Below are 19537 nucleotides of genomic sequence, written 5' to 3' on the forward strand. Positions count from 1 at the left end.
GCGAAGCTGCCGGTCGCCTCAGACCGTGTCGCTGAAGTCGATATCGGCCATCAGGTCGCCTGCCAGGGTTTCGAGGGCAGCGGACAGGTCGCCGGCTGACAGATCCACAGGCAGAACGACGTCCACCTGGGCGCGGAACATCCGCTCGCCGCTCATCGAGCCGGCGGCGACCTCCGTCTCCAGTTCGGTGATGCTGACACCCTTGGCCGCAAGCACCGCTGCGACCGCATGCACGATGCCCGGATGGTCCTGGCAGATCACCGTCATACGGGCGACTTGCCCATGGGTTTCGTGGCTCGTCTCGCTGCGTTTCAGCGTCGTGGCGATGCCGTTGGCCGACAGCTGCGACAGCGCGGCCTCCAGCGCTTCGACACGCTCCTGCGGTACCTCGACCCGCACCAGGCCGGCAAAGGTGCCGGCAAGCCGCGACATGGAGCTTTCGATCCAGTTGCCGTCATGGGCGGCGATCACATCGGACAGCCGCTCGACGAGGCCCGGACGATCGTCGGCGATTGCGGTCAGAACCAGCGAAATCATGGACATGGGCTTGCGTGCCTCCCGGAGGTTTTCCGGCAGGCTAGACCATAGCAGGGGCGATGGAAACCGGCACGCGCCGCGCCCGCTCGCCGCGCTCAGGAGGCGCGGCGGCGACGATCTGCGGGAGAGCCGAAAGCAGCCGTATAGAGCCGTGCCTTGATCCGCGACAGGCGCGCATAGATCCGCAGCGGCAGGCGCGCCAGCGGCGGCACGACGTCATGGCAGAAGGCGACCTTGCGGACATAGCCGTGCACCTGCCATTCGAACCAGGTGAAGGCAGGGAAATAGGCGGTGTCGCCGGCCGTGAGCTTGCGCACTTCGCCGTCCGGCCCGGTGACCGTGACCGATCCTTCCAGGATATAGACCGCTTCGTCGCAGCCGAAATACCAGTTGAAGCGGCCGTCCGTGCAGTCCCAGACCGACATGTTGGCATAGCGGTCCTGTCCGCTCGCCAGCTGCACGGCTCGCGCCTGCGGGGCGCCCTCCAGCACCCAGTCCGGATTGATCGGCGCCGGCATCAGTTCCAGCCCCTCCAGTCGCGCCAATGTCAGGCCGGCCGGCGTGCGGTCGGCCGCGGCCATGGCAGCTCCCAGCGCACTGGCGGACGCGGTGTCGGTCATGGTCGGTCGTCTCCCTTCTTGTCGTTTCTCCCGCTTTATCATCAAGCGGTGAAGAAGCGGTTTCCGGAAAGGGTGGGATTTGCCCGCCGCGTGGCGGACAGCAGCTGCCGCATTTGGCCCTTGCGAGGGGCGCGAGGCTCCACTAGCGTGCCCGGCCAATGACGGCGTCCCTGGAGGGACTGAAAGCGAGTCCGGTGGCGACCGACCCAACCCGGGGGTCCAGTCCGGAGCTGTCCGAGCGGTATTCGGTCCGGCGCGACGACATGGTCTCGCGGGAACCCTGTCCTGTATCCGGCCGGTTTCATTCCCTCCTGGCGGCGTTGCGCCGGACCTGTCCGGCTGTTCACGCGGGCGCGTGGCCAAGAGGGAGCTTTTGAGATGAAACCAGAATTTGTCTTCGCCGCCGTTTTGGCCGAGCGTCCCGTCCGTTGCGACCGGGGAGGGGCATGATGGCCGACGTGATGACTGAGACGGGCGAAAAGCTGGGCCTGATGATCTGCGGCCATGGCAGCCGCAACCGCGGAGCGGTCCGCGAATTCGCGCAGCTCGCCGAACGGCTGAAGACCCGCTTTCCCGGTTGGCCTGTGGAATACGGCTATCTCGAGTTTGCCAATCCGGTGATCAAGGACGGTCTCGACCGGCTGCGCGAGCAGGGCTGCACCCGCATTCTCGCCGTGCCGGGCATGCTGTTTGCCGCCGGACACGCCAAGAACGACATCCCGTCCGTGCTGAACACCTACCAGGCGCAGCACGAAGGCCTGACGATCACCTATGGCCGGGAACTTGCCGTCGACACCAGGATGATCCGCGCCGCCGGCGACCGCATTCGCGAAGCGCTGGAAAAGGCCGGCAGCGACGTGCCGCTGCACGAGACACTGCTGATGGTCGTGGGACGCGGCGCGTCCGATCCCGATGCCAATTCCAACGTCGCCAAGATCACCCGCATGCTGTGGGAAGGCTTCGGCTTCGGCTGGGCCGAGACGTGCTATTCCGGCGTCACCTTCCCGCTGGTCGAGCCCGGGCTTGAGCACGCGGCCAAGCTCGGCTATCGCCGCATCGTCGTCTTCCCGTATTTCCTGTTCTCCGGCGTCCTCGTCAGCCGCATCTACAACAACACGGACGAGGTGGCGGAGCGCCATCCGGACATCGAGTTCGTCAAGGCCGGCTATCTCAACGACCATCCGCAGGTGATCGACACCATGGCGGACCGGGTCACCGAGATCCTGCAGGGCGCCAACCTTATGAACTGCCAGATGTGCAAGTACCGCGAGCAGGTTCTCGGCTTCGAGGCGGATGTCGGGCGGCCGCAGGAAAGCCACCATCACCATGTCGAGGGCCTCGGCGCCGACGCCGAGTGCAAGCTGTGCGACGATGTGTGCACCGGGGCCTGCGAGGAACAGGCAGCGGGCCACCACCACCATCATGACCATGGCCATTCGCACGGCCATCATCATCACGGCCACGACCACGACCATCATCATGCTCATGACCACGATCATGATCACGGGCACCATCACCACGGTCACAGTCATGACCATGGCCACAGTCACGATCATGGGCACGATCATCACCATCCGCCCTATCCCCATGCGGACCATCCGCTGGGGCCGAAGTCGATGAAGAAGCGGTCCACATGAGGTGTGGGGCGTGAGCGGCGGCCGTTACGACTACGAGCGCGATCCCGCGCAGATCTATCGCCGCTCCTTTTCCATCGTGCGCGAGGAGGCGGATCTCTCCGGCCTGCCCGAGGCGCTGCATCCGGCCGCGATCCGCATCGTTCATGCCTGCGGCATGCCCGAGGTGGTGGCGGATCTGGCCTGGCGCGGCGATGTCGCGGCGGCGGTCGGTAGCGCCCTGGCTGCCGGCGCTCCTGTCTTCGCCGATGTGCGCATGGTCTGCGAAGGTGTGATCCGCAGCCGTCTGCCGGCCTGCAACGATCTCGTCTGCACGCTCAACGAGCCTCCCGTGCCCGGTCTTGCCCGGCGCCTCGGCACCACCCGTTCGGCCGCAGCCGTCGATCTGTGGCGCGACCGGCTGGAGGGAGCTGTCGTGGTCGTCGGCAATGCCCCGACCGCGCTGTTTCATCTGCTGGAGCGGATCGGCGAGGGCTTTCCGCGCCCGGCCGCGATCCTCGGCTTCCCGGTCGGCTTCGTCGGTGCGGCGGAATCGAAGGAGGCGCTGCTGGAGAGCCCGCTCGATATCCCCTGCCTGGTGCTGCGCGGCCGTCGCGGCGGCTCCGCCATCGCTGCCGCTGCGATCAATGCGTTGGCTGCCGGGGTGCCGGAGGAGGACCCGGCATGAGCCCCGGCGACACGGCGCGACCCGCCCCCTGGCTCACCGTGATCGGCCTCGGCGAGGAGGGTGTCGACGGGCTGTCCCCGATTGCCCGGCAGGCGCTTTCCGATGCGAAACGCGTCTTTGGCGGGGCCCGTCATGGCGAGCTTGTCGCCCCGCTCGGAATCGAGGTCGAGACCTGGCCGAGCCCGTTCCACAAGGGGCTGGAAGCGCTGCTCGCCGCGCGCGGCGAACCCGTTGCGGTGCTGGCAAGCGGCGATCCCATGTGGTTCGGCATCGGCTCGACGCTCGCGCGCTCCGTGCCGGTGGAGGAAATGCTGGTGCTGCCGGCACCCTCGTCCCTGTCGCTCTCCGCCGCACGGCTCGGCTGGCCGTTGCAGGATGTCGAGACCCTGTCGCTGCATGGCCGTCCGGTTGACCTTCTGCGCGCCGTTCTTCATCCCGGAGCCAAAGTCCTCTGCCTCACCTCGGGCGCCCGGGCGGCGGAAGAGATCGCCGACCTGCTGGTCGACGAGGGCTATGGCGCAAGCCGGCTGACCGTGCTGGAGCATCTCGGCGGACCGGCCGAGCGGATCCTGTCGGGAAGCGCCGAAGGCTGGCACGGCGAGGTCGCGGCCCTCAATGTCGTGGCGGTTGAAGCGGTCGCGGTGCGCGACACGCCGCTGCGCCCGCGCCTGCCCGGCCTGCCGGACGATGCCTTCCGCCATGACGGCAAGATCACGAAACGCGAGGTCCGCTCGGTGACGCTCGCCCGCCTGATGCCCATGCCCGGCGCCTTGCTGTGGGATATCGGCGCAGGCTCGGGGGCTGTTGCCATCGAGTGGTTGCGCGCGGCGCCTCGCAGCCGCGCCATCGCACTGGAGCCGGACGACACCCGCCGCGCCACCGCGCGGGCGAATGCGGCGGCTCTCGGCGTGCCGCATCTCGACCTTCGCCCCGACGCGGCGCCGGATGGTCTTGAGGGCCTGCCGCCACCCGATGCGATCTTCCTCGGCGGCGGCCTGACCGCACCCGGCACGCTGGAGGCGGCACTCGCGGCGTTGCGGCCCGGCGGCCGGCTCGTCGCCAATGCGGTGACGCTGGAAAGCGAGGCGATCCTTCTTGCCGCCCATGCCCGCCACGGCGGCGAGCTGGTGCGTATCGCGGTGTCGCGGGCCGGTGCCGTCGGCGGCATGACCGGATGGCGTCCGCTCATGCCGGTGACCCAGTGGAGCCTGATCGTCCCATGACTGCTGGAACCCTTTACGGCGTCGGCCTCGGCCCCGGCGACCCGGACCTGATGACGGTGAAGGCGCACCGGCTGATCTCGGGCGCGCAGGTCGTCGCCTATCCCGCGCCCGACGACGGCGAGAGCTTTGCCCGCTCCATCGCCGCGACGATCATCCCGCCTGCGGCGCGCGAGATTCCGATCGTCGTGCCGATGCGCGTCGAGCGGTTTCCGGCGCAGGCCGTCTATACCCGCGCGGCCGAGGAGATCGGCGAAGTCCTCGCCTCCGGCACCGATGTTGTGACGCTGTGCGAGGGGGACCCGTTCTTCTACGGCTCCTTCATGTATCTGTTCGAGCGGCTGTCGCGCCGCTTTCCCTGCGAGATCGTGCCGGGTGTGACCTCGCTCACCGCCTGTGCCGCCCGGCTTGCCCGGCCGCTGACCGCACGCAACGATGTGCTGACGGTCATTCCCGGGCCGCTGCCGGACGAGGAGATCGCCGCGCGGATCGAGGCGGCGGGCGCCATCGCCATCATGAAGGTCGGGCGCCACCTGCCGCGCCTGCGCCGGCTGATCGAGGGGCTGGGCCTCATCGATCATGCAGGCTATGTGGAGCGGGCGACGCTGCCAGCGGAAAAGGCCATGCCTCTTGCCGATGTGACGGAAGCCGCCGCCCCCTATTTCTCGATGATCCTGATCTACAAGGGAGACGAAGCGTGGATGCTACCGCCGCAATCCTCGTCCTGACGCCGGCGGCGGAGCCTGTCGCGCGCCGCATCGCGGCCGCCCTGCCGGGTGCCACGCTGCACGGGCTCGCCCACCGGGTGCCCGGCCTCGACGTGTCCTTCGCCGAGACGCTGAACCATATCCGCGCGCTCTATCAGGCCGGCACGCCCATCGTCGGCGTCTGCGCCTCCGGCATCCTGATCCGCGCGCTGGCCGCCGTGATCGAGGACAAGCGGTCCGAGCCGCCGGTTCTCGCCGTTTCCGAGGACGGAGCGAGCGTCGTGCCGCTGCTCGGCGGCCATCGCGGCGCCAACTCGCTCGCCCGCCAGGTGGCGGACGCGCTGGACGGCCATGCGGCGGTGACGACGCAGGGCGACACCGCGCTGGGCGTTGCGCTCGATTCGCCGCCCAAAGGCTGGTGGCTCGCCAATCCGCAGGATGCCAAGGGCATCATGGCGCGCCTCCTGGCCGGCGAGCCCGTCAGCCTCAAGGGCGATGCCCCCTGGATCAGCCGCTCGCGCCTGCCGCTTGCGGACAAGGCGGAGATGGAAATCGTCGCCAGCGTCGAGGCTGTCGCGCCCGGTGCCGACCGGCTCGTCTATCACCCGCGCCGCCTGGTCGTCGGCGTCGGCTGCGCGCGCGGCTGTCCGGCGGAAGAGCTCTCTGCGCTGGTGCGCGAGACGCTTGCCGGCGCCGGCCTTGCCGAAGGGGCGGTGGCGCTTGTCGCGACCCTCGATCTCAAGGCGGACGAGGCAGCGGTCAACGCGCTCGCCGGCCAGCTCGGCGTGCCGCTGCGCGTCTTTACCGCCGCCCGGCTGGAGCAGGAAGCACCGCGTCTCGCCAATCCCTCGGACGTCGTCTTCGCCGAGGTCGGTTGCCACGGCGTGTCCGAAGGCGCGGCGCTTGCCGCGACCGGAGCGGACGGTTCGCTGCTGGTCGAAAAGCGCAAGACCGTCAATGCCACCGTCGCCGTCGCGCTTGCGCCCGGACCGGTCGACCCGGCCGAGGTCGGCCGCCCGCGCGGCCGTCTCTCGGTGATCGGCATCGGCCCGGGCCGCGACGACTGGCGCACGCCGGAAGCCTCGCGCCTGCTTGCCGATGCGGACGAGGCGGTCGGCTATTCGCTCTATCTCGACATCGTTGCGCCGCTGATCCAGGGCAAGCAGCGTCATGCCTTCCCGCTTGGCGCGGAGGAGGAGCGCGTCCGGTTCGCGCTGGAACGTGCCGGCGAGGGGCGTTCGGTGGCGCTGGTGTCCTCGGGCGATGCCGGCATCTATGCCATGGGCGCGCTGGTCTACGAGCTGCTGCACCGCGAGACTGCCGAGGGCGGCGTTTCGGATGCGGCAAAGCGCGTCGAGGTCGTCAACGCTCCCGGCATCTCGGCATTGCAGGCGGCGTCCGCGCGCATCGGCGCGGTGCTCGGCCACGATTTCTGCACCATCTCCCTGTCGGATCTCCTGACCCCGTGGGAGGCGATCGAGCAGCGGCTGAGGGCCGCCGCCGCCGGCGATTTCGTCGTTGCTTTCTACAATCCCGTGTCGAAGCGCCGGCGCACCCAGCTGGCGGCCGCCCGCGAGATCCTGCTTGGCGGCCGGCCTGCCGATACGCCGGTGGTGCTCGGCTACAATCTCGGCCGCGAGGGCGAGACGCTGACCGTGACGACGCTCGGCGAGCTGCGCGTCGACGATGTCGACATGCTGACCACCGTGCTGGTCGGCTCGTCCGCCTCGCGCGCCGTCATGACCGGCTCGGGCCGGCCCTTCGTCTACACCCCCCGCGGCTACGCCAAGCGCATCGAGGAAAAGCTGTGACCGTCCATTTCATCGGCGCCGGGCCCGGCGATCCCGACCTCATCACCGTCCGCGGGCTGAAGCTGATCGAGGCTTGCCCCGTCTGTCTCTATGCCGGCTCGCTGGTGCCCGAAGCGATTGTCGCAGCGGCGCCCGAAGGCGCGCGCGTCATCGACACCGCGCCGATGACCCTCGACGAGATCATGGCGGAGATCGAGGCGGCTCATGCGCGCGGCGAGGATGTGGCGCGCGTCCATTCCGGCGATCCTTCGCTCTACGGCGCGATTGCCGAGCAGATCCGCCGGTTGAAGGAGAAGGACATTCCCTTCGACGTGACGCCCGGCGTGCCGGCCTTTGCCGCTGCCGCCGCCGCCCTTGGCCAGGAACTCACCGTGCCGGAAATCGCGCAGACGGTGATTCTCACCCGTACGACGATGAAGTCCTCCGACATGCCGAAGGGCGAGGACCTGGAAACGCTCGGCAAGAGCGGCGCGACGCTGGCGATCCACCTGTCCATCCGGAACCTGCGCGAGATCGAGCGCCAGCTCGTCCCGCTCTACGGTGCCGACTGTCCGGTGGTGGTCGCCTACCGGGTCGGCTGGCCGGACCAGAGCTTCATCCACGGCACGCTCACCGACATTCGCGAGAAGGTGCGCGAGGCGAAGATCACCCGCACGGCGCTGATCTTCGTCGGCCGGGCGCTGCAGCCGCAGGCGGATTTCCGCGACAGCGCGCTTTATCACGCCGACCATGTCCATGTGCTGCGGCCGAAAAAGAAGAAAACGGCCAAAACCGGGGCCTGAAGCAGCGCGCCGGACCGTCATTTGCATCTCGCGGCGCCTCTCCTTAGGCTTGGGCCATCCCAATAGCCAAAGGAGAGACCCGCCATGGAGACGGACAACCCGCTCTTGCAACGTGCCTATGCCCTGGATGGCGACAGGGAGCGTATCCGCGATCTCTATGCCGATTGGGCCGGCAGCTACGACGCGGACACGGTCGGCGGCATGGGCTATGTCGCCCCGGCGCTTGCCGCCGAAGCGCTGGCGCGCGAGATCGGCGAGAGGGCTGGCGCCGTGCTCGATGCCGGGTGCGGTACCGGCCTTGTCGGCCTGGAACTGAGCCGGCGTACGAAAGCGGATATCGACGGCGTCGATCTCAGTCCCGGCATGCTGGAGCAGGCCTCGGAGAAGGGCGTCTACCGGCAGCTCGCGGAGGCGGATCTGACCCGCCCGCTGGATCTGCCCGACAATGCCTATGACGGAGTGGTGAGCGTCGGCGTCTTCACCAGCGGTCATGTCGGGCCGCAGGCCATCGATGAACTCGCGCGTGTCGCGCGTCCCGGCGCGCCGCTCGTCGTCACCGTGCACGAGAAGGTCTGGGAGAGCGACGGCTATCCGGCGCATCTCAAGACGATGGAGGACCGGGGCATCGCCCGCATCCGTGCCATCCGCGATTCGGCCTATCACGAAAAGGAAGGCTATCGCTGCAAGCTCTGCCTGCTCGAGGCCGCCTGACTTTTCGCCTGGTCGGCCGGGGTCACACCCGGTCGATCAGGTGAATGAACGAGCCCGACACGCGGCCGACGCGCAGTCCGACCTCGCCGACCGGCGCTCCAAGCGCGTCTTCCGCCTGGAACAGCCGCTCCGCCTGCCCCTCGCGCAGGATGGTCGCGTAGTGGAATTCGTGGCCCGTCAGCTCGCCCTGCCACGGCGCACCGGGAAGGGCCTTGAGCCGCCGGTAGCCGAGATGCCGCTTGCGGGTCGCAAAGCTCGTTTCCAAAGGCAGCAGTCCGAGCATCGCGTGCCGCGCCCCCTCGGCGTCCGTCAGATGCTCGCCGAGCACCATGTAGCCGCCGCATTCGCCGTAGATCAGCGCGCCGCGCGCCTCTGCTGCCTGCATGCCCTGCCGGAACCGGCCGGCCGCCGCGATTCGTTCCGCATGCAGCTCCGGGTAGCCGCCGGGCAGATAGACAGCATCGCACCGGGCGTCGGGAGCCTCATTGGCGAGAGGCGAGAAGAACGACAGCTCGGCGCCCTGCGCCTGCCAGCCCGACAGCAGATGCGGATAGGCAAAGGCGAAGGCGGTATCGCGGGCAATCGCGACATGCTGGCCGGGCGGCTGCAGCGTCGCGGCCGCGGTCGATCCACTGCGCGCCAGCGGAGATGCCAGTGCGCGGAGCGCATCCAGATCGCAGCTCTCGGCGACGCGCGCGGCCGCATGCTCCAGGAACCCTGCGAGATCGCCGTGTTCTCCCGCCTGCACCAGACCGAGATGGCGCTCGGGCAGATCGAGCCCGGCATCGCGCGGCACCGCGCCGAGGACCGGCATGGCGATGCCGGCAAGCGCTGCACGCAGCATCTCCTCGTGGCGGGGGCTGCCGACCCGGTTGAGGATCACGCCTGCGACGGTCACATCCGCGCGGTGATCGCGAAAGCCCCGCACCAGCGCGGCGACCGACTGCGACTGCTTTCCCGCATCCACCACCAGAACGACCGGCAGGCTTAGACGTGCGGCAAGATCGGCGGTCGAGCCGCTGCCGTCGGCGGCGCCGTCGAAAAGGCCCATGACGCCTTCGACCAGCAACAGGTCGGCAGTCTCCGCCTGGGCCGAGGCCAGCCTGTCGATGAGCACGCCGCGCATGGCGAAGGGGTCGAGATTGACGCAAGGCCGGCCGCTGGCGGCCGCATGGAAGGCGGGGTCGATATAGTCGGGCCCGGTCTTGGCGCTGGCGACCCGGATCCCGGTCTTGCGATAGGCTTTGAGCAGGGCGAGCGTGAGCGTGGTCTTGCCGCTGCCGGAAGCAGGTGCGGCAATGACGAGGCCACTGGCTGGCCCGGATCTGGTGTTCATGTCAGCCGCCGCTCGCCGGCCGCGCGGTGGTCGTCTCGCGCAGGTCCAGCGGGTCGGGGTCGAGCTCCCGTCCTGCCAACGCGCCGAGCCAGTCGAGCCCGGCACGCAGCCGCACCACTTCGCCCACGACGACGATGGCCGGAGGTTCCAGCCCGGCGGCTTCCGCATCGGTGGAGGCGCTGGCCAGCATCGTCTCCAGCACCTTCTGGTCGGGCAGCGAGGCATTGCAGACGATGGCGACGGGTTCCTCGCGCCGGCGTCCGCCGGCCAGCAACTTTGAGACGATCAGGTCGAGATGCTTCATCGCCATGTACATGACGATCACCGGAGACCCGCGCGCCACCGCGTCCCAGTCGATGGCCGAGGGCGTCAGGCCGGTCTGGTCGTGGCCGGTCAGGAAGGTGACGGCCTGGTTGGTGTCGCGATGGGTCGCCGGAATGCCCGCATAGGCGAGGCCGCCGATGCCGGCGGTGACGCCGGGAATGATGCGGAACGGCACGCCGTGCGAGACCAGCGTCAGGGCTTCCTCGCCGCCGCGTCCGAAGACGAACGGATCGCCGCCCTTCAGGCGCAGCACCCGTTTTCCGGCTCGTGCGTAGTCGACGAGCTTCAGCGAAATGTCGCGCTGCTTGGGGCTCGGCTTGCCGCCGCGCTTGCCGGCATAGTCGATGATCGCGTCCGGCCGGGCGAGGCCGAGGATCGAGGCATCGACCAGCGCGTCGTGCACGATGACGTCTGCCTGGGTGAGCCCGTTGAGGACATGCAGCGTCAACAGGCCGGGGTCGCCCGGTCCTGCGCCGGCCAGCCATACCCAGCCGGGCAGGAAGTCCGGCAGCGGAAAGCCGCGCCGGGCCAGCCCGTCGAGCACGTCACCGAGCGGCGGGCAGGAATTGGGCGCCACGGTCGGGGCGGGCTGATCTTGGTGCTTCTCATTTGACATCCTGATCGTTTTTACGCCGCTCCGCCCGCCGCGCCAAGGTCGGTTGACGTCGGCTTCCATAGCAATTGCGACCTTGCCATGCGCGCCCCTATAGTCCGGCGCATGAACCGCAAGGAAACAACCGCATTGCGCCGGGGCTGGACCACCGGCACCTGCGCGACCGCCGCAACCAAGGCCGCCTATCAAGCCTTGCTGACAGGCACGTTTCCCGATCCCGTCGAGGTGACCCTGCCGAAGGGCGAGCGGCCTGCCTTCGCCCTTGCGCTGGAGGAACTGGGGCAGGGCTTTGCCCGTGCCGGCATCGTCAAGGATGCGGGCGACGATCCCGACGTGACCCACGGCGCGACGGTGATCGCCAGCGTGCGCATTGCGCCGGCCGGGTCCGGTGTCCTGTTCCGTGCCGGCGAGGGGGTCGGCACGGTGACGCGCGCCGGCCTGCCGATCCCGCCGGGTGAGCCGGCAATCAATCCGGTGCCGCGCGACATGATCCGCGGCGTCATTGCCGAGGTGGCAGCCCTGTTCGGTGCGACCGGCGATGTCGAGGTGGAGATCTCGATCCCTGGCGGCGAGGCGCTGGCGCAGCGCACCATGAACCCGCGTCTCGGCATTCTCGGCGGCCTTTCGGTCCTCGGTACCACGGGCATCGTGCGCCCGTTCTCCTGCGCCGCGTGGATCGCCTCGATCCATCGCGGGGTCGATGTGGCGCGTGCAGCCGGCCTGCCGCATGTGGTCGGCGCCACCGGCTCGACCTCGGAGGACGCGGTGAAGGCCCGCTATGATCTTCCCGAGATGGCCTATCTCGACATGGGCGATTTCGCCGGCGGCCTGCTGAAGTATCTGCGGGCCCATCCCGTGCCGCGGCTGACGCTGGCCGGGGGCTTTGCCAAGTTCGTCAAGCTGGCGCAGGGCGCGCTGGACCTGCATTCGGCGCGCAGCCAGGTGGATTTCGCCGCGCTCGCCTTGCTGCTGGAGCGGGCCGGCGCCTCGGCGGAGATCGTTGCGGCGTCGCAGGAGGCTAACACCGCCAAGGAGGTGCTCGACCGCGCTGCGGCTGCCGGCATCGATGTTGCCGCCGAGGTCGCGCGCGGCGCCCAGGCTGCAGCGCGGGCCGTGCTGCGCGATGCGCCGGTCGATGTCGAGGTGCTGGTGGTGGACCGGGCCGGGGCCGTCGTTGCGCACCGTCCGTTCGATGCGGAAGGCGCCGCATGAGCGTGCCGATCCCCGTCCTTCTGTTGGCCGGCACCGGCGAGGCGCGGGCCCTTGCCGGCCGGCTTGCCGACGATCCGCGTTTTGCGGTCACCGCGTCGCTGGCCGGCATTGTCGAACGGCCCGAGGCCTACCCCGTTCCTGTTCGCATCGGCGGCTTCGGCGGGGCGGAGGGGCTGGGCGCGTGGCTGCAGGGCGCGGGCATCGCCGCGGTGATCGATGCCACCCATCCTTTCGCCGCGCGTATCTCGGCCAATGCCGTTGCAGCCGCGCGTATCGCCGGCATTCCCCTGTTGCGGTTGGAGCGCCCGGCCTGGCAGGCCGGGCCGGGCGACGACTGGCAGGACGTGGCCGATCTGGACGAGGCGGCCGCAATTCTGCCGTTGCGCGCAAGGCCCTTCCTCGCGGTCGGCCGCAAGGAAATCTCGCGCTTCGCCGAGCGCCGCGATCTCGACTGTTTGATGCGGATGATCGATCCGCCGGAGGCTGGAACCCGGCTACCTCCGGGGCGGTTGGTGCTGGCCCGTCCTTCCAGGGATGTGGAGGCGGAAGTCGCCTTGCTTCAGGAGCACGGCGCAACCCATGTTGTGACGAAGAACAGCGGCGGTCCCTTCGGCGAGGCGAAGCTGCTTGCCGCTCGTCGTCTCGGCCTGCCGGTGGTGGTGGTGCGCCGGCCGGCTGTTACCGGCGGCGAGACGGCTCCGGATGTCGCCTCCGCGCTCGCCTGGCTCGACGCACGGTGCTGAAGGCTCAGGCGCGGGCGGACTTTCCCGACAGCTTGAGGCACAGGATCTTCCACAGATAGCGGATGATGCCCGTCGTGTAGCGCTGGCCGAGGCGTCTGGGCTCCTGCCACAGGCGATAGACCCATTCCAGCCCGTTGTGCCGCAGGACCGAGGGCGCGCGGGTCACCTCGCCGGCCGTGAAGTCGAACAGCGCGCCGACGCCGAGCGCCAGCGGTACGGTCAGATCGGCCCAGAGCCGCTCGATGAGGAACTCCTGCCGCGGATTGCCCATGGCCACCAGCAGGATGTCCGGGCGGGCGGCGTTGATGTCGGCAACGATCTGCGGGATCTCGTCCTCGCCGAAATACCCGCTGCGCCAGCCGCAAATGCAGACCGCGGGGTGCCGGGCGGCGAAGATGCTGGCGGCCTTCTCCACCACCTCCGGCCGGGCGCCGAACAGGAAGACGCGCGTGCCGTGAGGCGCAGCCTCCAGCAGGGCCGGCACGAAGTCGGTGCCGTTGAGATTGTCCTCGAAACCCGTACCGGACAGGACCCTTGCGCCGATTTCCGCGCCGATCCCGTCATTGAGCACGAGGAAGCGGGAGAGCGTTTTGGCGAAGGCCGGATCGTCCATCGCCAGCAGCAGGCCATGCGCATTGGCGAAGGCAACGGCAAGGCGGCTGCCGGAGCCGGGAACGGCGAGCAGGCGATGGATGGCGGCCTCGCGGCCGAGGCGTGCGATGGCCACCGGGCCGATCTGCACGCTCTCCTGGTTTGTCATGGCACTCTCGCGCGTCATCCGCTTCCGTCCATTGCCTTCGCCCGGCACTGTCACAGGTATGGGGTGTGCCGATCAACAGCAGTCTGAAGATACTCCGCAGGATTCGGCCGAGCATGAACAGCCCGTTAATCCTGCGCCTTGTATCGCCGTTTGCATCGGCCTCCTTGGGAAAATGTTAACCATGAGAGCCGAAAGTGGCGAGTATGCGCGCCGTTTGGCGTTGCGGTAGGCCGGGTCCCCGGCGCGTGTGAACAGCGATGGCTTCCCGAGCATGATCGACATCTACCAGATCCCAGGCATTCTGAAGAAGCGCATGATCTGGCTGATCATCCTGCCATTGCTCTTCGTCACGCTTGCCCTTGTCTATCTGACCATGCGCACCCCGAACTACCGGGCGGTGGTCGAATTGCTGATCGAGCCGCAGGCGCTGCAGATCGTCGGCAACGAGATCGTGTCGCGCCAGGGCGGCGACAGTGTCCAGCGCCTGGCCATCGACAGCGAGACCTACGTCATCCTGTCGAACGGCGTCCTCAACGAGGTGATCGACAAGCTCGATCTCGAAAACGACCCGGCCATCGGGCCGAAGTCCGGCGGCCTCCTGTCGACGCTTCTCGGCGGCGGCAAGGAGCCCTCGGTGGAGGACCGGCGTGCGGCGACGATCAGCTCGCTGCGCGAGCGCCTGCAGGTGATGCGGATCGAGAATTCCTTCGTCTTCAACATCTTCATGCAGCACCCGGACCGTTTCCGCGCGGCCGAGATCGCCAACGAGGCGGCCCGCATCTATCTCGACGAACAGCGCACCCGGCGCACCGAGTCCACCTTGCGCGCCTCGGTCGAACTGCAGGCCCAGGCGGACGGCTTGCGCAAGCGCGTCGAGGATGCCGAGGCGAAGGTCGAGGCCTTCCGCGCCGAGAACGGCCTGATCCGTACCAGCGAGCGCGGGCTTGTCGTGGGGCAGCGGCTGCAGGAGCTGAACTCGCAGCTCACCCAGGCGCGGGTGGAGCTGGAGGGCGCGCGCGCCAATGCCGACCTTCTTGCCGGCCTCACCGCCGATGCCATCGAGGGCGGCGCCCTGCCGGTGCGCCTGCAGACCTCGACGCTCGGCTCCCTGCGTGTCCAGTATGCCCGTATCGCCGAGCGCGAGGCGCAGGCGGCAACGACGCTCGGGGCGAACCACCCGCAGCTGCGCGAGTTGCGCTCGCAGCTGACCAACACGCGCGAGATGATCGACGACGAGCTCAGCCGGGTTCGCCGCTCTGCCAATGCCGACCTGCAGCGCGCGGAAGCCAATGTGGCTGCACTGGAAACCCAGCTTCAGGGTGTGACCTCCACCAGCGTCGACCAGAGCAGGGCCGAGATCCAGCTGCGCCAGCTCGAGAGCGAGGCGGACTCGCTCGCCACCGTCTATCGCGCCTTCCTCAGCCGGGCGAAGGAGCTGGACGAGCAGAGCAGCATCGACACCAGCAATTCCCGCGTCATCTCGCCGGCGGTGGCGCCGCTTCGCTCGATGGGACCGTCCGGCCTCATCGTCCTGCTGGCCGCCGGCGTCTTCGGCACCATCATGGCGGCGGGCTGCGCCGTCGGCTGGGAGATCCTCAACGGCAAGCTCGGCTCCGAGCGCGAGCTGGTCGACATCACCGGCGTGCCGCTCATCGCCAGCCTGACGGTGCCTGTTGCCCGCCGTGGCCTGCGCAAGCGCGGCGATGACGGCGCGGCGGAACGCCAGCTCGCTGTCACCCGGATCGCCTTCGCGCTGCGCCATGCCTTCGAGAACGAGCGCCCTGCGCATGTGCTGGTGCTGGCGACCGGCACTGGCACCGACATCGCGCCGCTGTCGCGCGCGATTGCGGAAAGCCTCTACGACATGGGCGAGGACGTGCTGCTCGCCCGGCCGGGCAATGGCGCGGAGCGCCTGGCCGCTCCGTCGCAAGGGACGGAGGTCGCGCAGGCCGGTGGTCGCTCGCGCCTGTCCGCCCGCCGCCGCCAGGCGGAAGCGGCCGCACCTGCACCGGCGCCCGCCGGTCCCTTCACCGTCGAGCGGCTCGATGGGCGTGGCAGCCAGTCCGGTGTGAACGCGTTCGACACGATGGGCGACGAGTTCCTGATCATCGACGGCGGGACGGCCCTTTCCAATCCTCACCTCCCGATGCTTCTCGACTACAGCGACGCGATCCTGCTGGTCACCCGGGTCGGCGACACCGCCCGCTCCGATCTCGACCGCACGCTCGCCCTGCTGAAGCCGTGGGAAGAGCGGATGATCGGCAATGTCGCGCTGGCGGCCTGAAACCACGGGCGGCCCCGCCTGGAGCAGGCTTCCCGCCGCGCGTCCGACGGCCGTCCAACGGCCGGACACCTATGATCTGTGGATCCGGGCCGCCGGCCTGCTGGTCATCGGGGCTATCGTCTTCAACTTCGTGCTGGCCTTCCTGAACACCCGCGTGATGGGGGTGTCGCAGAACATCGTCATGCTGGCGGAGCTGGTGCTGATCGCCGGCGCCATGATCCTGGCCGCCGACCGGCGCGCCGGGCTCTACGCGTTGCTGGCGGTCTATCTCGCCTATGTCGCCCTGATCCTCGCGGTGCGGCCGGAGCTCGATCTGAAGGCGATACGCGACGGCCTGATCCCCATCGCGTTCTATTTCCTCGGCCGGCGGGTCCGCGATATCGAAAGCGTCGATCGCGTCGTGCTGCTTTCGGCCGGCATCGTCGTGGCCATCGGCTTCTTCGAGTATTTCCTGCTCGATCTCTTCGTCGCCAATGTCAACGTGCTGAAATACTACATCTCCCGCGGCACGCTGGAGGTTGGCGACAACCTCATCGAGGATTCCTCGCTCTTCATCAGCGGCACCCGCATGCAGGGCCGCAACCTGCTGCCGTTCCTCGGCACCCACCGCGTGTCGTCGGTTTTCCTCGAGCCGGTGGCGATGGGCAATTACGGCGCCTTCCTGGTCCTGTGGGCGGCCTTTCGCAAGGACATGGCCTATCGCGGCCTGCTGTTCGCCGCGGCCTGTATCGTCATCGTCCTGGGTGATGCGCGCTTCGGCATGATGGTCTGTTTCGCCATGATCGCGGTGATGGTCGTCTACCGCGTCGTGCCGCGGCTGATCTGGCTCCTCATCCCTGCTTTCATCACGCTGGCGATGGCCGTCTACGGCATGTCGACCGATGCGCTGCGCTGGGAGGACGATCTGGCGGGACGCTGGCTGCATGCGTCCTGGCTGCTGCTCAAGCTCGACACGCAGGGCGTGTTCGGGATCTCGAGCTATGGCGGCTTTCTGGAGGACAACGGCTACGCCTATTCGCTCCACCAGCTTGGCCTGATCGGCATTGCCGGCTTGTGGGCGCTTTACATCTTCGCGCCGGTGCGCTCGCCCGATGCCTGGCGCTTCCGCGCGCCCTTGGTGACCTATATCTGCCTGCTGATGGTGGTCTCGGCCTCGTTCTATTCGATCAAGACCGCCGGCCTGCTGTGGTTCTGCGCCGGCGCCGTCGACGTATGGCGCGGCTTTGCTGCCGGCCGTCAGCGCGGCGAAGACCCCAGCGCCTCGCGGTAGAACGTCGCGTACCGCTCGGCCGTGCTTTCCCAGGAATAGGTCTGCGCCACCGCCATGACCTCCTCGCGCAGGCCTTGCGGGTTTTCGCTGAGCCTGGCATGCGCCGCCGCAAGGGCGCCAGCTGCCTGCTCGGCATCGGAAAAGTCCGTCAGCGCGATCCCGGGATGGCGCTGCGCGAAGGCGGTGAAGGCGGCATTGGGTTCGACCACCGGCACCAGGCCCGCGCTCATTGCCTCGATCAGGGCGATGCCGAAGCCCTCATAGACGGAGGCGCTGGCAAAGAGGCTCGCGTGGCCGGCGATGTCCCGCATGGCCGTATCGTTCAACCCGACATGCAGCCGGGCCCGTCCGGCGAGCCCGCGTTCGGCGATCATCGCCTCGACGTCCTTGGAGCTCCAGTCGAACGGCGCACCGACGATGTCGAGCGTCCACTCGGGATCGCGCCGGGCAAGGACCGCGAAGGCGTCGAGCACCCGGTCGATCCGCTTGTTCTGCGACAGCCGGCCGATGCTGACGATGCCTTTCACCGGGGCCTTGGCGCCCGCATCGCCGAGCTTGGAGAGGTCGACGCCGTTCTCGATCAAGCGCACCTTGCTGGGCGCGATGGCGGCGAAGCGCTCGTAGTCGCTCTGGCTGCAGCAGGCGATGCCGCGATAGGCGGTCGCCGACAGCCGCGTCAGCGTGTTGAACCAGACGGTCTTCAGCCCGCCGGCCGTGCCGGAGTGGAAGAAGCCGCCATGGGTGGTGGCGACCAGCGGCCTGCGGTGGAACGGCGAGGCAAGGGCGAGCGCGTCGAAGAAGAAGTCGATGGCATGGACATGCACCAGCCCTGCGCCGGCAATCGCCTTGAAGATGCCGGGCGTCACCGGATAGCGCGTCGAGCCGTGCCAGGGCAGGCGGATCACCTCGATGCCGTCGATGCTCTCGCGCGCCGGCAGCGTCTCGCCGGTTCCCCCGCGAAACACGCGGTCGCAGGTGACGATCCTGACGCTGGCGAACCGGTCCTTCTGGCGGGCGGCGAGGCTCGCGACGAAATCCTCCAGGCCGCCGATGCTTGGCCGGTACTGGCGCACCACATGCACCAGATGCAGGTCGCTGTCCTGCCGTGTCATGCGGCAGGAGCCGTCACGCCGGCCAGCGGATTGCCGCCGCGCGTGGCAAGCGCCCGGAACAGCCCGTCGATGCCGCATTCGGTGTAGGAGGCGGAATCCGCGGTAAATTCGGCATTCTGCCGGGGCAGGGTGAACATGTGATCGGCATGGGCCGGGAACAGGCAGCCGGGCGTCGTCGTCACCGCGGTGCGGAAGCCGACCTCGCGCACCACCCTCGGTTCGCGCTCGCCGGAGAGCGACGGCGGGCCGTAGGGATAGGCGAAATGCGGCACCTCGCGGCCGAGCAGCGCCTCCAGATAGGCCTTGTTGTCGGCGATGTCGGCCCGCAACTCGTCCTCGCTCAGCAGGGCAAGAGCGCGGTGTGTCGTGGTATGGGCGCCGATCTCGATCAGGGGATGGCGGTCCGCGGCTTTCACCCCGTCATCGTCCAGCACGTGGCGGGCGACGATGTCGGCGACGCAGATCCCGTGGTTTCGGAATGTCGGGCCCAGCATCTCGGCCCGGTGGAAGTCTTCCCAGACCCAGGCGACGGCACGCCGCAGCCCGGCGATCTTGCTGTTTGTGTCCGGGCAGGTGAACCGCTGCTCCATCGGTTCGATCTCGATCCGCTCGCGCGACCGGAACAGTTCGGTCAGGCCCAGCCACCAGGCATTGATGGTGCGGGTCATCATCTCCGTCGGCACGTAGATCGTCGCCGGCGCGGCATATTTCTCCAGCACCGGCAGGGCGAGATTGATATTGGAGCGGTAACCGTCGTCGAAGGTGAGGACCGCGAAGGGGCGGGGATCGTTCTCGGCGATGCGCCGGGTCGCTTCGTCGAGCGTCACCACTTCCCGGCCACGGTCGCGCAGCCCGGCGAGAATGCGGTCGAAGTCGCCGATCAGGCATCCCTGGTCGAGATGTGCGCGGGTGTTTCGGGTGAAATGGTGGAACATCAGGATGACGCCGGATCCGCCATAGCGATACCCGATCAGCCGGGTGAGGCGGCTTTTCGCCAGCATCCGCAGCCCGAACGTCTTGATCCGCCGGCGCGTCCGTTCCCCGGTCGTCAGGTACGGCGTAACGCTCGGTACGGCTTGCAGCAGGCTGTGGGTTCTTGCCGTCATGTTGTGGCCATCCTGTCGTGCAGGAAGTCTTCTCTTTCGTGTCCCGTCTGCCTAAAGGCTAGCCGCAGACCATGAACGGCAGGTTGCG

18 protein-coding genes are annotated in these 19537 nt (G+C 68.6%); 11 read left to right on the forward strand and 7 right to left on the reverse strand.

Annotated features, from left to right (window positions below; genetic code table 11):
- Window positions 1-18: 18 nt before the first annotated feature.
- Window positions 19-543 (reverse strand): glycine cleavage system transcriptional repressor, encoded by a 525-nt coding sequence (locus tag BBX35_RS19630; RefSeq protein WP_208979884.1) that lies wholly within the window; start codon window positions 541-543, stop codon window positions 19-21.
- Between the two features lie 89 nt (window positions 544-632).
- Window positions 633-1157 carry a cupin domain-containing protein gene (locus tag BBX35_RS19635; RefSeq protein WP_067223710.1) on the reverse strand — a complete coding sequence of 175 codons (525 nt, stop codon included), beginning with the start codon at window positions 1155-1157 and terminating at the stop codon, window positions 633-635.
- Window positions 1158-1606: 449 nt separating this feature from the next.
- Between BBX35_RS19635 and BBX35_RS19640 the strand changes: the two genes are divergently transcribed.
- From BBX35_RS19640 to BBX35_RS19670, 7 genes are all read left to right on the forward strand, one after another.
- The gene (locus BBX35_RS19640) at window positions 1607-2794 is read left to right on the forward strand and encodes a sirohydrochlorin chelatase (protein WP_244271671.1); all 1188 of its coding nucleotides are present in this window, start codon (window positions 1607-1609) and stop codon (window positions 2792-2794) included.
- 10 nt (window positions 2795-2804) lie between these two features.
- The gene (locus BBX35_RS19645) at window positions 2805-3458 is read left to right on the forward strand and encodes a precorrin-8X methylmutase (RefSeq protein ID WP_208979885.1); all 654 of its coding nucleotides are present in this window, start codon (window positions 2805-2807) and stop codon (window positions 3456-3458) included.
- Complete coding sequence (locus BBX35_RS19650) at window positions 3455-4681, forward strand: bifunctional cobalt-precorrin-7 (C(5))-methyltransferase/cobalt-precorrin-6B (C(15))-methyltransferase (RefSeq protein ID WP_067223714.1); 1227 nt, start codon at window positions 3455-3457, stop codon at window positions 4679-4681. The genes BBX35_RS19645 and BBX35_RS19650 overlap by 4 nt, the downstream gene beginning before the upstream one ends.
- A complete protein-coding gene (cobI, locus tag BBX35_RS19655) occupies window positions 4678-5406 on the forward strand; it encodes a precorrin-2 C(20)-methyltransferase (RefSeq protein WP_067223716.1) in 729 nt (242 codons plus the stop codon). The genes BBX35_RS19650 and cobI overlap by 4 nt, the downstream gene beginning before the upstream one ends.
- Complete coding sequence (gene cobJ / locus BBX35_RS19660) at window positions 5376-7196, forward strand: precorrin-3B C(17)-methyltransferase (RefSeq protein ID WP_067223719.1); 1821 nt, start codon at window positions 5376-5378, stop codon at window positions 7194-7196. The genes cobI and cobJ overlap by 31 nt, the downstream gene beginning before the upstream one ends.
- The gene (gene cobM, locus BBX35_RS19665; RefSeq protein WP_067223720.1) at window positions 7193-7978 is read left to right on the forward strand and encodes a precorrin-4 C(11)-methyltransferase; all 786 of its coding nucleotides are present in this window, start codon (window positions 7193-7195) and stop codon (window positions 7976-7978) included. The genes cobJ and cobM overlap by 4 nt, the downstream gene beginning before the upstream one ends.
- Before the next feature lie 84 nt (window positions 7979-8062).
- On the forward strand, window positions 8063-8689 hold the full coding sequence (locus tag BBX35_RS19670; RefSeq protein WP_067223723.1) for a class I SAM-dependent DNA methyltransferase: 627 nt from the start codon (window positions 8063-8065) through the stop codon (window positions 8687-8689).
- Between the two features lie 22 nt (window positions 8690-8711).
- On the opposite strand, the gene BBX35_RS19675 is transcribed toward BBX35_RS19670, so the two are convergent.
- Both BBX35_RS19675 and cobA read right to left on the reverse strand, forming a co-directional pair.
- A complete protein-coding gene (locus BBX35_RS19675) occupies window positions 8712-10025 on the reverse strand; it encodes a cobyrinic acid a,c-diamide synthase CobB (protein ID WP_067223726.1) in 1314 nt (437 codons plus the stop codon).
- Between the two features lies 1 nt (window position 10026).
- Window positions 10027-10965 (reverse strand): uroporphyrinogen-III C-methyltransferase, encoded by a 939-nt coding sequence (gene cobA, locus BBX35_RS19680; RefSeq protein WP_083206453.1) that lies wholly within the window; start codon window positions 10963-10965, stop codon window positions 10027-10029.
- Window positions 10966-11067: 102 nt separating this feature from the next.
- On the opposite strand from cobA, the gene BBX35_RS19685 reads away from it, so the two are divergent.
- Both BBX35_RS19685 and BBX35_RS19690 read left to right on the forward strand, forming a co-directional pair.
- Complete coding sequence (locus BBX35_RS19685) at window positions 11068-12174, forward strand: cobalt-precorrin-5B (C(1))-methyltransferase (RefSeq protein ID WP_067223729.1); 1107 nt, start codon at window positions 11068-11070, stop codon at window positions 12172-12174.
- A complete protein-coding gene (locus BBX35_RS19690; RefSeq protein WP_067223731.1) occupies window positions 12171-12917 on the forward strand; it encodes a cobalt-precorrin-6A reductase in 747 nt (248 codons plus the stop codon). Before BBX35_RS19685 ends, BBX35_RS19690 begins: the two co-directional genes overlap by 4 nt.
- A gap of 4 nt (window positions 12918-12921) precedes the next feature.
- Here the strand turns inward: BBX35_RS19690 and BBX35_RS19695 are convergent, their stop codons facing one another.
- On the reverse strand, window positions 12922-13677 hold the full coding sequence (locus tag BBX35_RS19695; RefSeq protein ID WP_083206479.1) for a WecB/TagA/CpsF family glycosyltransferase: 756 nt from the start codon (window positions 13675-13677) through the stop codon (window positions 12922-12924).
- A gap of 271 nt (window positions 13678-13948) precedes the next feature.
- On the opposite strand from BBX35_RS19695, the gene BBX35_RS19700 reads away from it, so the two are divergent.
- Window positions 13949-15961 carry a GumC family protein gene (locus BBX35_RS19700; RefSeq protein WP_067224058.1) on the forward strand — a complete coding sequence of 671 codons (2013 nt, stop codon included), beginning with the start codon at window positions 13949-13951 and terminating at the stop codon, window positions 15959-15961.
- The gene (locus BBX35_RS19705; protein ID WP_067223736.1) at window positions 15942-17231 is read left to right on the forward strand and encodes a UDP-phosphate alpha N-acetylglucosaminyltransferase; all 1290 of its coding nucleotides are present in this window, start codon (window positions 15942-15944) and stop codon (window positions 17229-17231) included. Before BBX35_RS19700 ends, BBX35_RS19705 begins: the two co-directional genes overlap by 20 nt.
- Here BBX35_RS19705 and BBX35_RS19710 read toward each other — a convergent pair.
- On the reverse strand, window positions 17198-18343 hold the full coding sequence (locus BBX35_RS19710; protein ID WP_067223738.1) for a glycosyltransferase family 4 protein: 1146 nt from the start codon (window positions 18341-18343) through the stop codon (window positions 17198-17200). The genes BBX35_RS19705 and BBX35_RS19710 overlap by 34 nt on opposite strands.
- A complete protein-coding gene (locus BBX35_RS19715; protein WP_083206455.1) occupies window positions 18340-19449 on the reverse strand; it encodes a polysaccharide deacetylase family protein in 1110 nt (369 codons plus the stop codon). The genes BBX35_RS19710 and BBX35_RS19715 overlap by 4 nt, the downstream gene beginning before the upstream one ends.
- Window positions 19450-19537: the final 88 nt, after the last annotated feature.

Origin of the sequence: Stappia indica, from assembly GCF_001696535.1 — a bacterium.
GTDB lineage: Bacteria > Pseudomonadota > Alphaproteobacteria > Rhizobiales > Stappiaceae > Stappia > Stappia indica.

What these genes read in the sequence shown, in the direction of transcription:
- BBX35_RS19630 (WP_208979884.1), bottom strand. Translation starts at nt 543, where the DNA reads ATGTCCATGATTTCGCTGGTTCTGACCGCAATCGCCGACGATCGTCCG.
- BBX35_RS19635 (WP_067223710.1), bottom strand. Translation starts at nt 1,157, where the DNA reads ATGACCGACACCGCGTCCGCCAGTGCGCTGGGAGCTGCCATGGCCGCG.
- BBX35_RS19640 (WP_244271671.1), top strand. Translation starts at nt 1,607, where the DNA reads ATGGCCGACGTGATGACTGAGACGGGCGAAAAGCTGGGCCTGATGATC.
- BBX35_RS19650 (WP_067223714.1), top strand. Translation starts at nt 3,455, where the DNA reads ATGAGCCCCGGCGACACGGCGCGACCCGCCCCCTGGCTCACCGTGATC.
- cobI (WP_067223716.1), top strand. Translation starts at nt 4,678, where the DNA reads ATGACTGCTGGAACCCTTTACGGCGTCGGCCTCGGCCCCGGCGACCCG.
- BBX35_RS19670 (WP_067223723.1), top strand. Translation starts at nt 8,063, where the DNA reads ATGGAGACGGACAACCCGCTCTTGCAACGTGCCTATGCCCTGGATGGC.
- BBX35_RS19675 (WP_067223726.1), bottom strand. Translation starts at nt 10,025, where the DNA reads ATGAACACCAGATCCGGGCCAGCCAGTGGCCTCGTCATTGCCGCACCT.
- cobA (WP_083206453.1), bottom strand. Translation starts at nt 10,965, where the DNA reads ATGTCAAATGAGAAGCACCAAGATCAGCCCGCCCCGACCGTGGCGCCC.
- BBX35_RS19685 (WP_067223729.1), top strand. Translation starts at nt 11,068, where the DNA reads ATGAACCGCAAGGAAACAACCGCATTGCGCCGGGGCTGGACCACCGGC.
- BBX35_RS19690 (WP_067223731.1), top strand. Translation starts at nt 12,171, where the DNA reads ATGAGCGTGCCGATCCCCGTCCTTCTGTTGGCCGGCACCGGCGAGGCG.
- BBX35_RS19695 (WP_083206479.1), bottom strand. Translation starts at nt 13,677, where the DNA reads ATGACAAACCAGGAGAGCGTGCAGATCGGCCCGGTGGCCATCGCACGC.
- BBX35_RS19700 (WP_067224058.1), top strand. Translation starts at nt 13,949, where the DNA reads ATGATCGACATCTACCAGATCCCAGGCATTCTGAAGAAGCGCATGATC.
- BBX35_RS19705 (WP_067223736.1), top strand. Translation starts at nt 15,942, where the DNA reads ATGTCGCGCTGGCGGCCTGAAACCACGGGCGGCCCCGCCTGGAGCAGG.
- BBX35_RS19710 (WP_067223738.1), bottom strand. Translation starts at nt 18,343, where the DNA reads ATGACACGGCAGGACAGCGACCTGCATCTGGTGCATGTGGTGCGCCAG.
- BBX35_RS19715 (WP_083206455.1), bottom strand. Translation starts at nt 19,449, where the DNA reads ATGACGGCAAGAACCCACAGCCTGCTGCAAGCCGTACCGAGCGTTACG.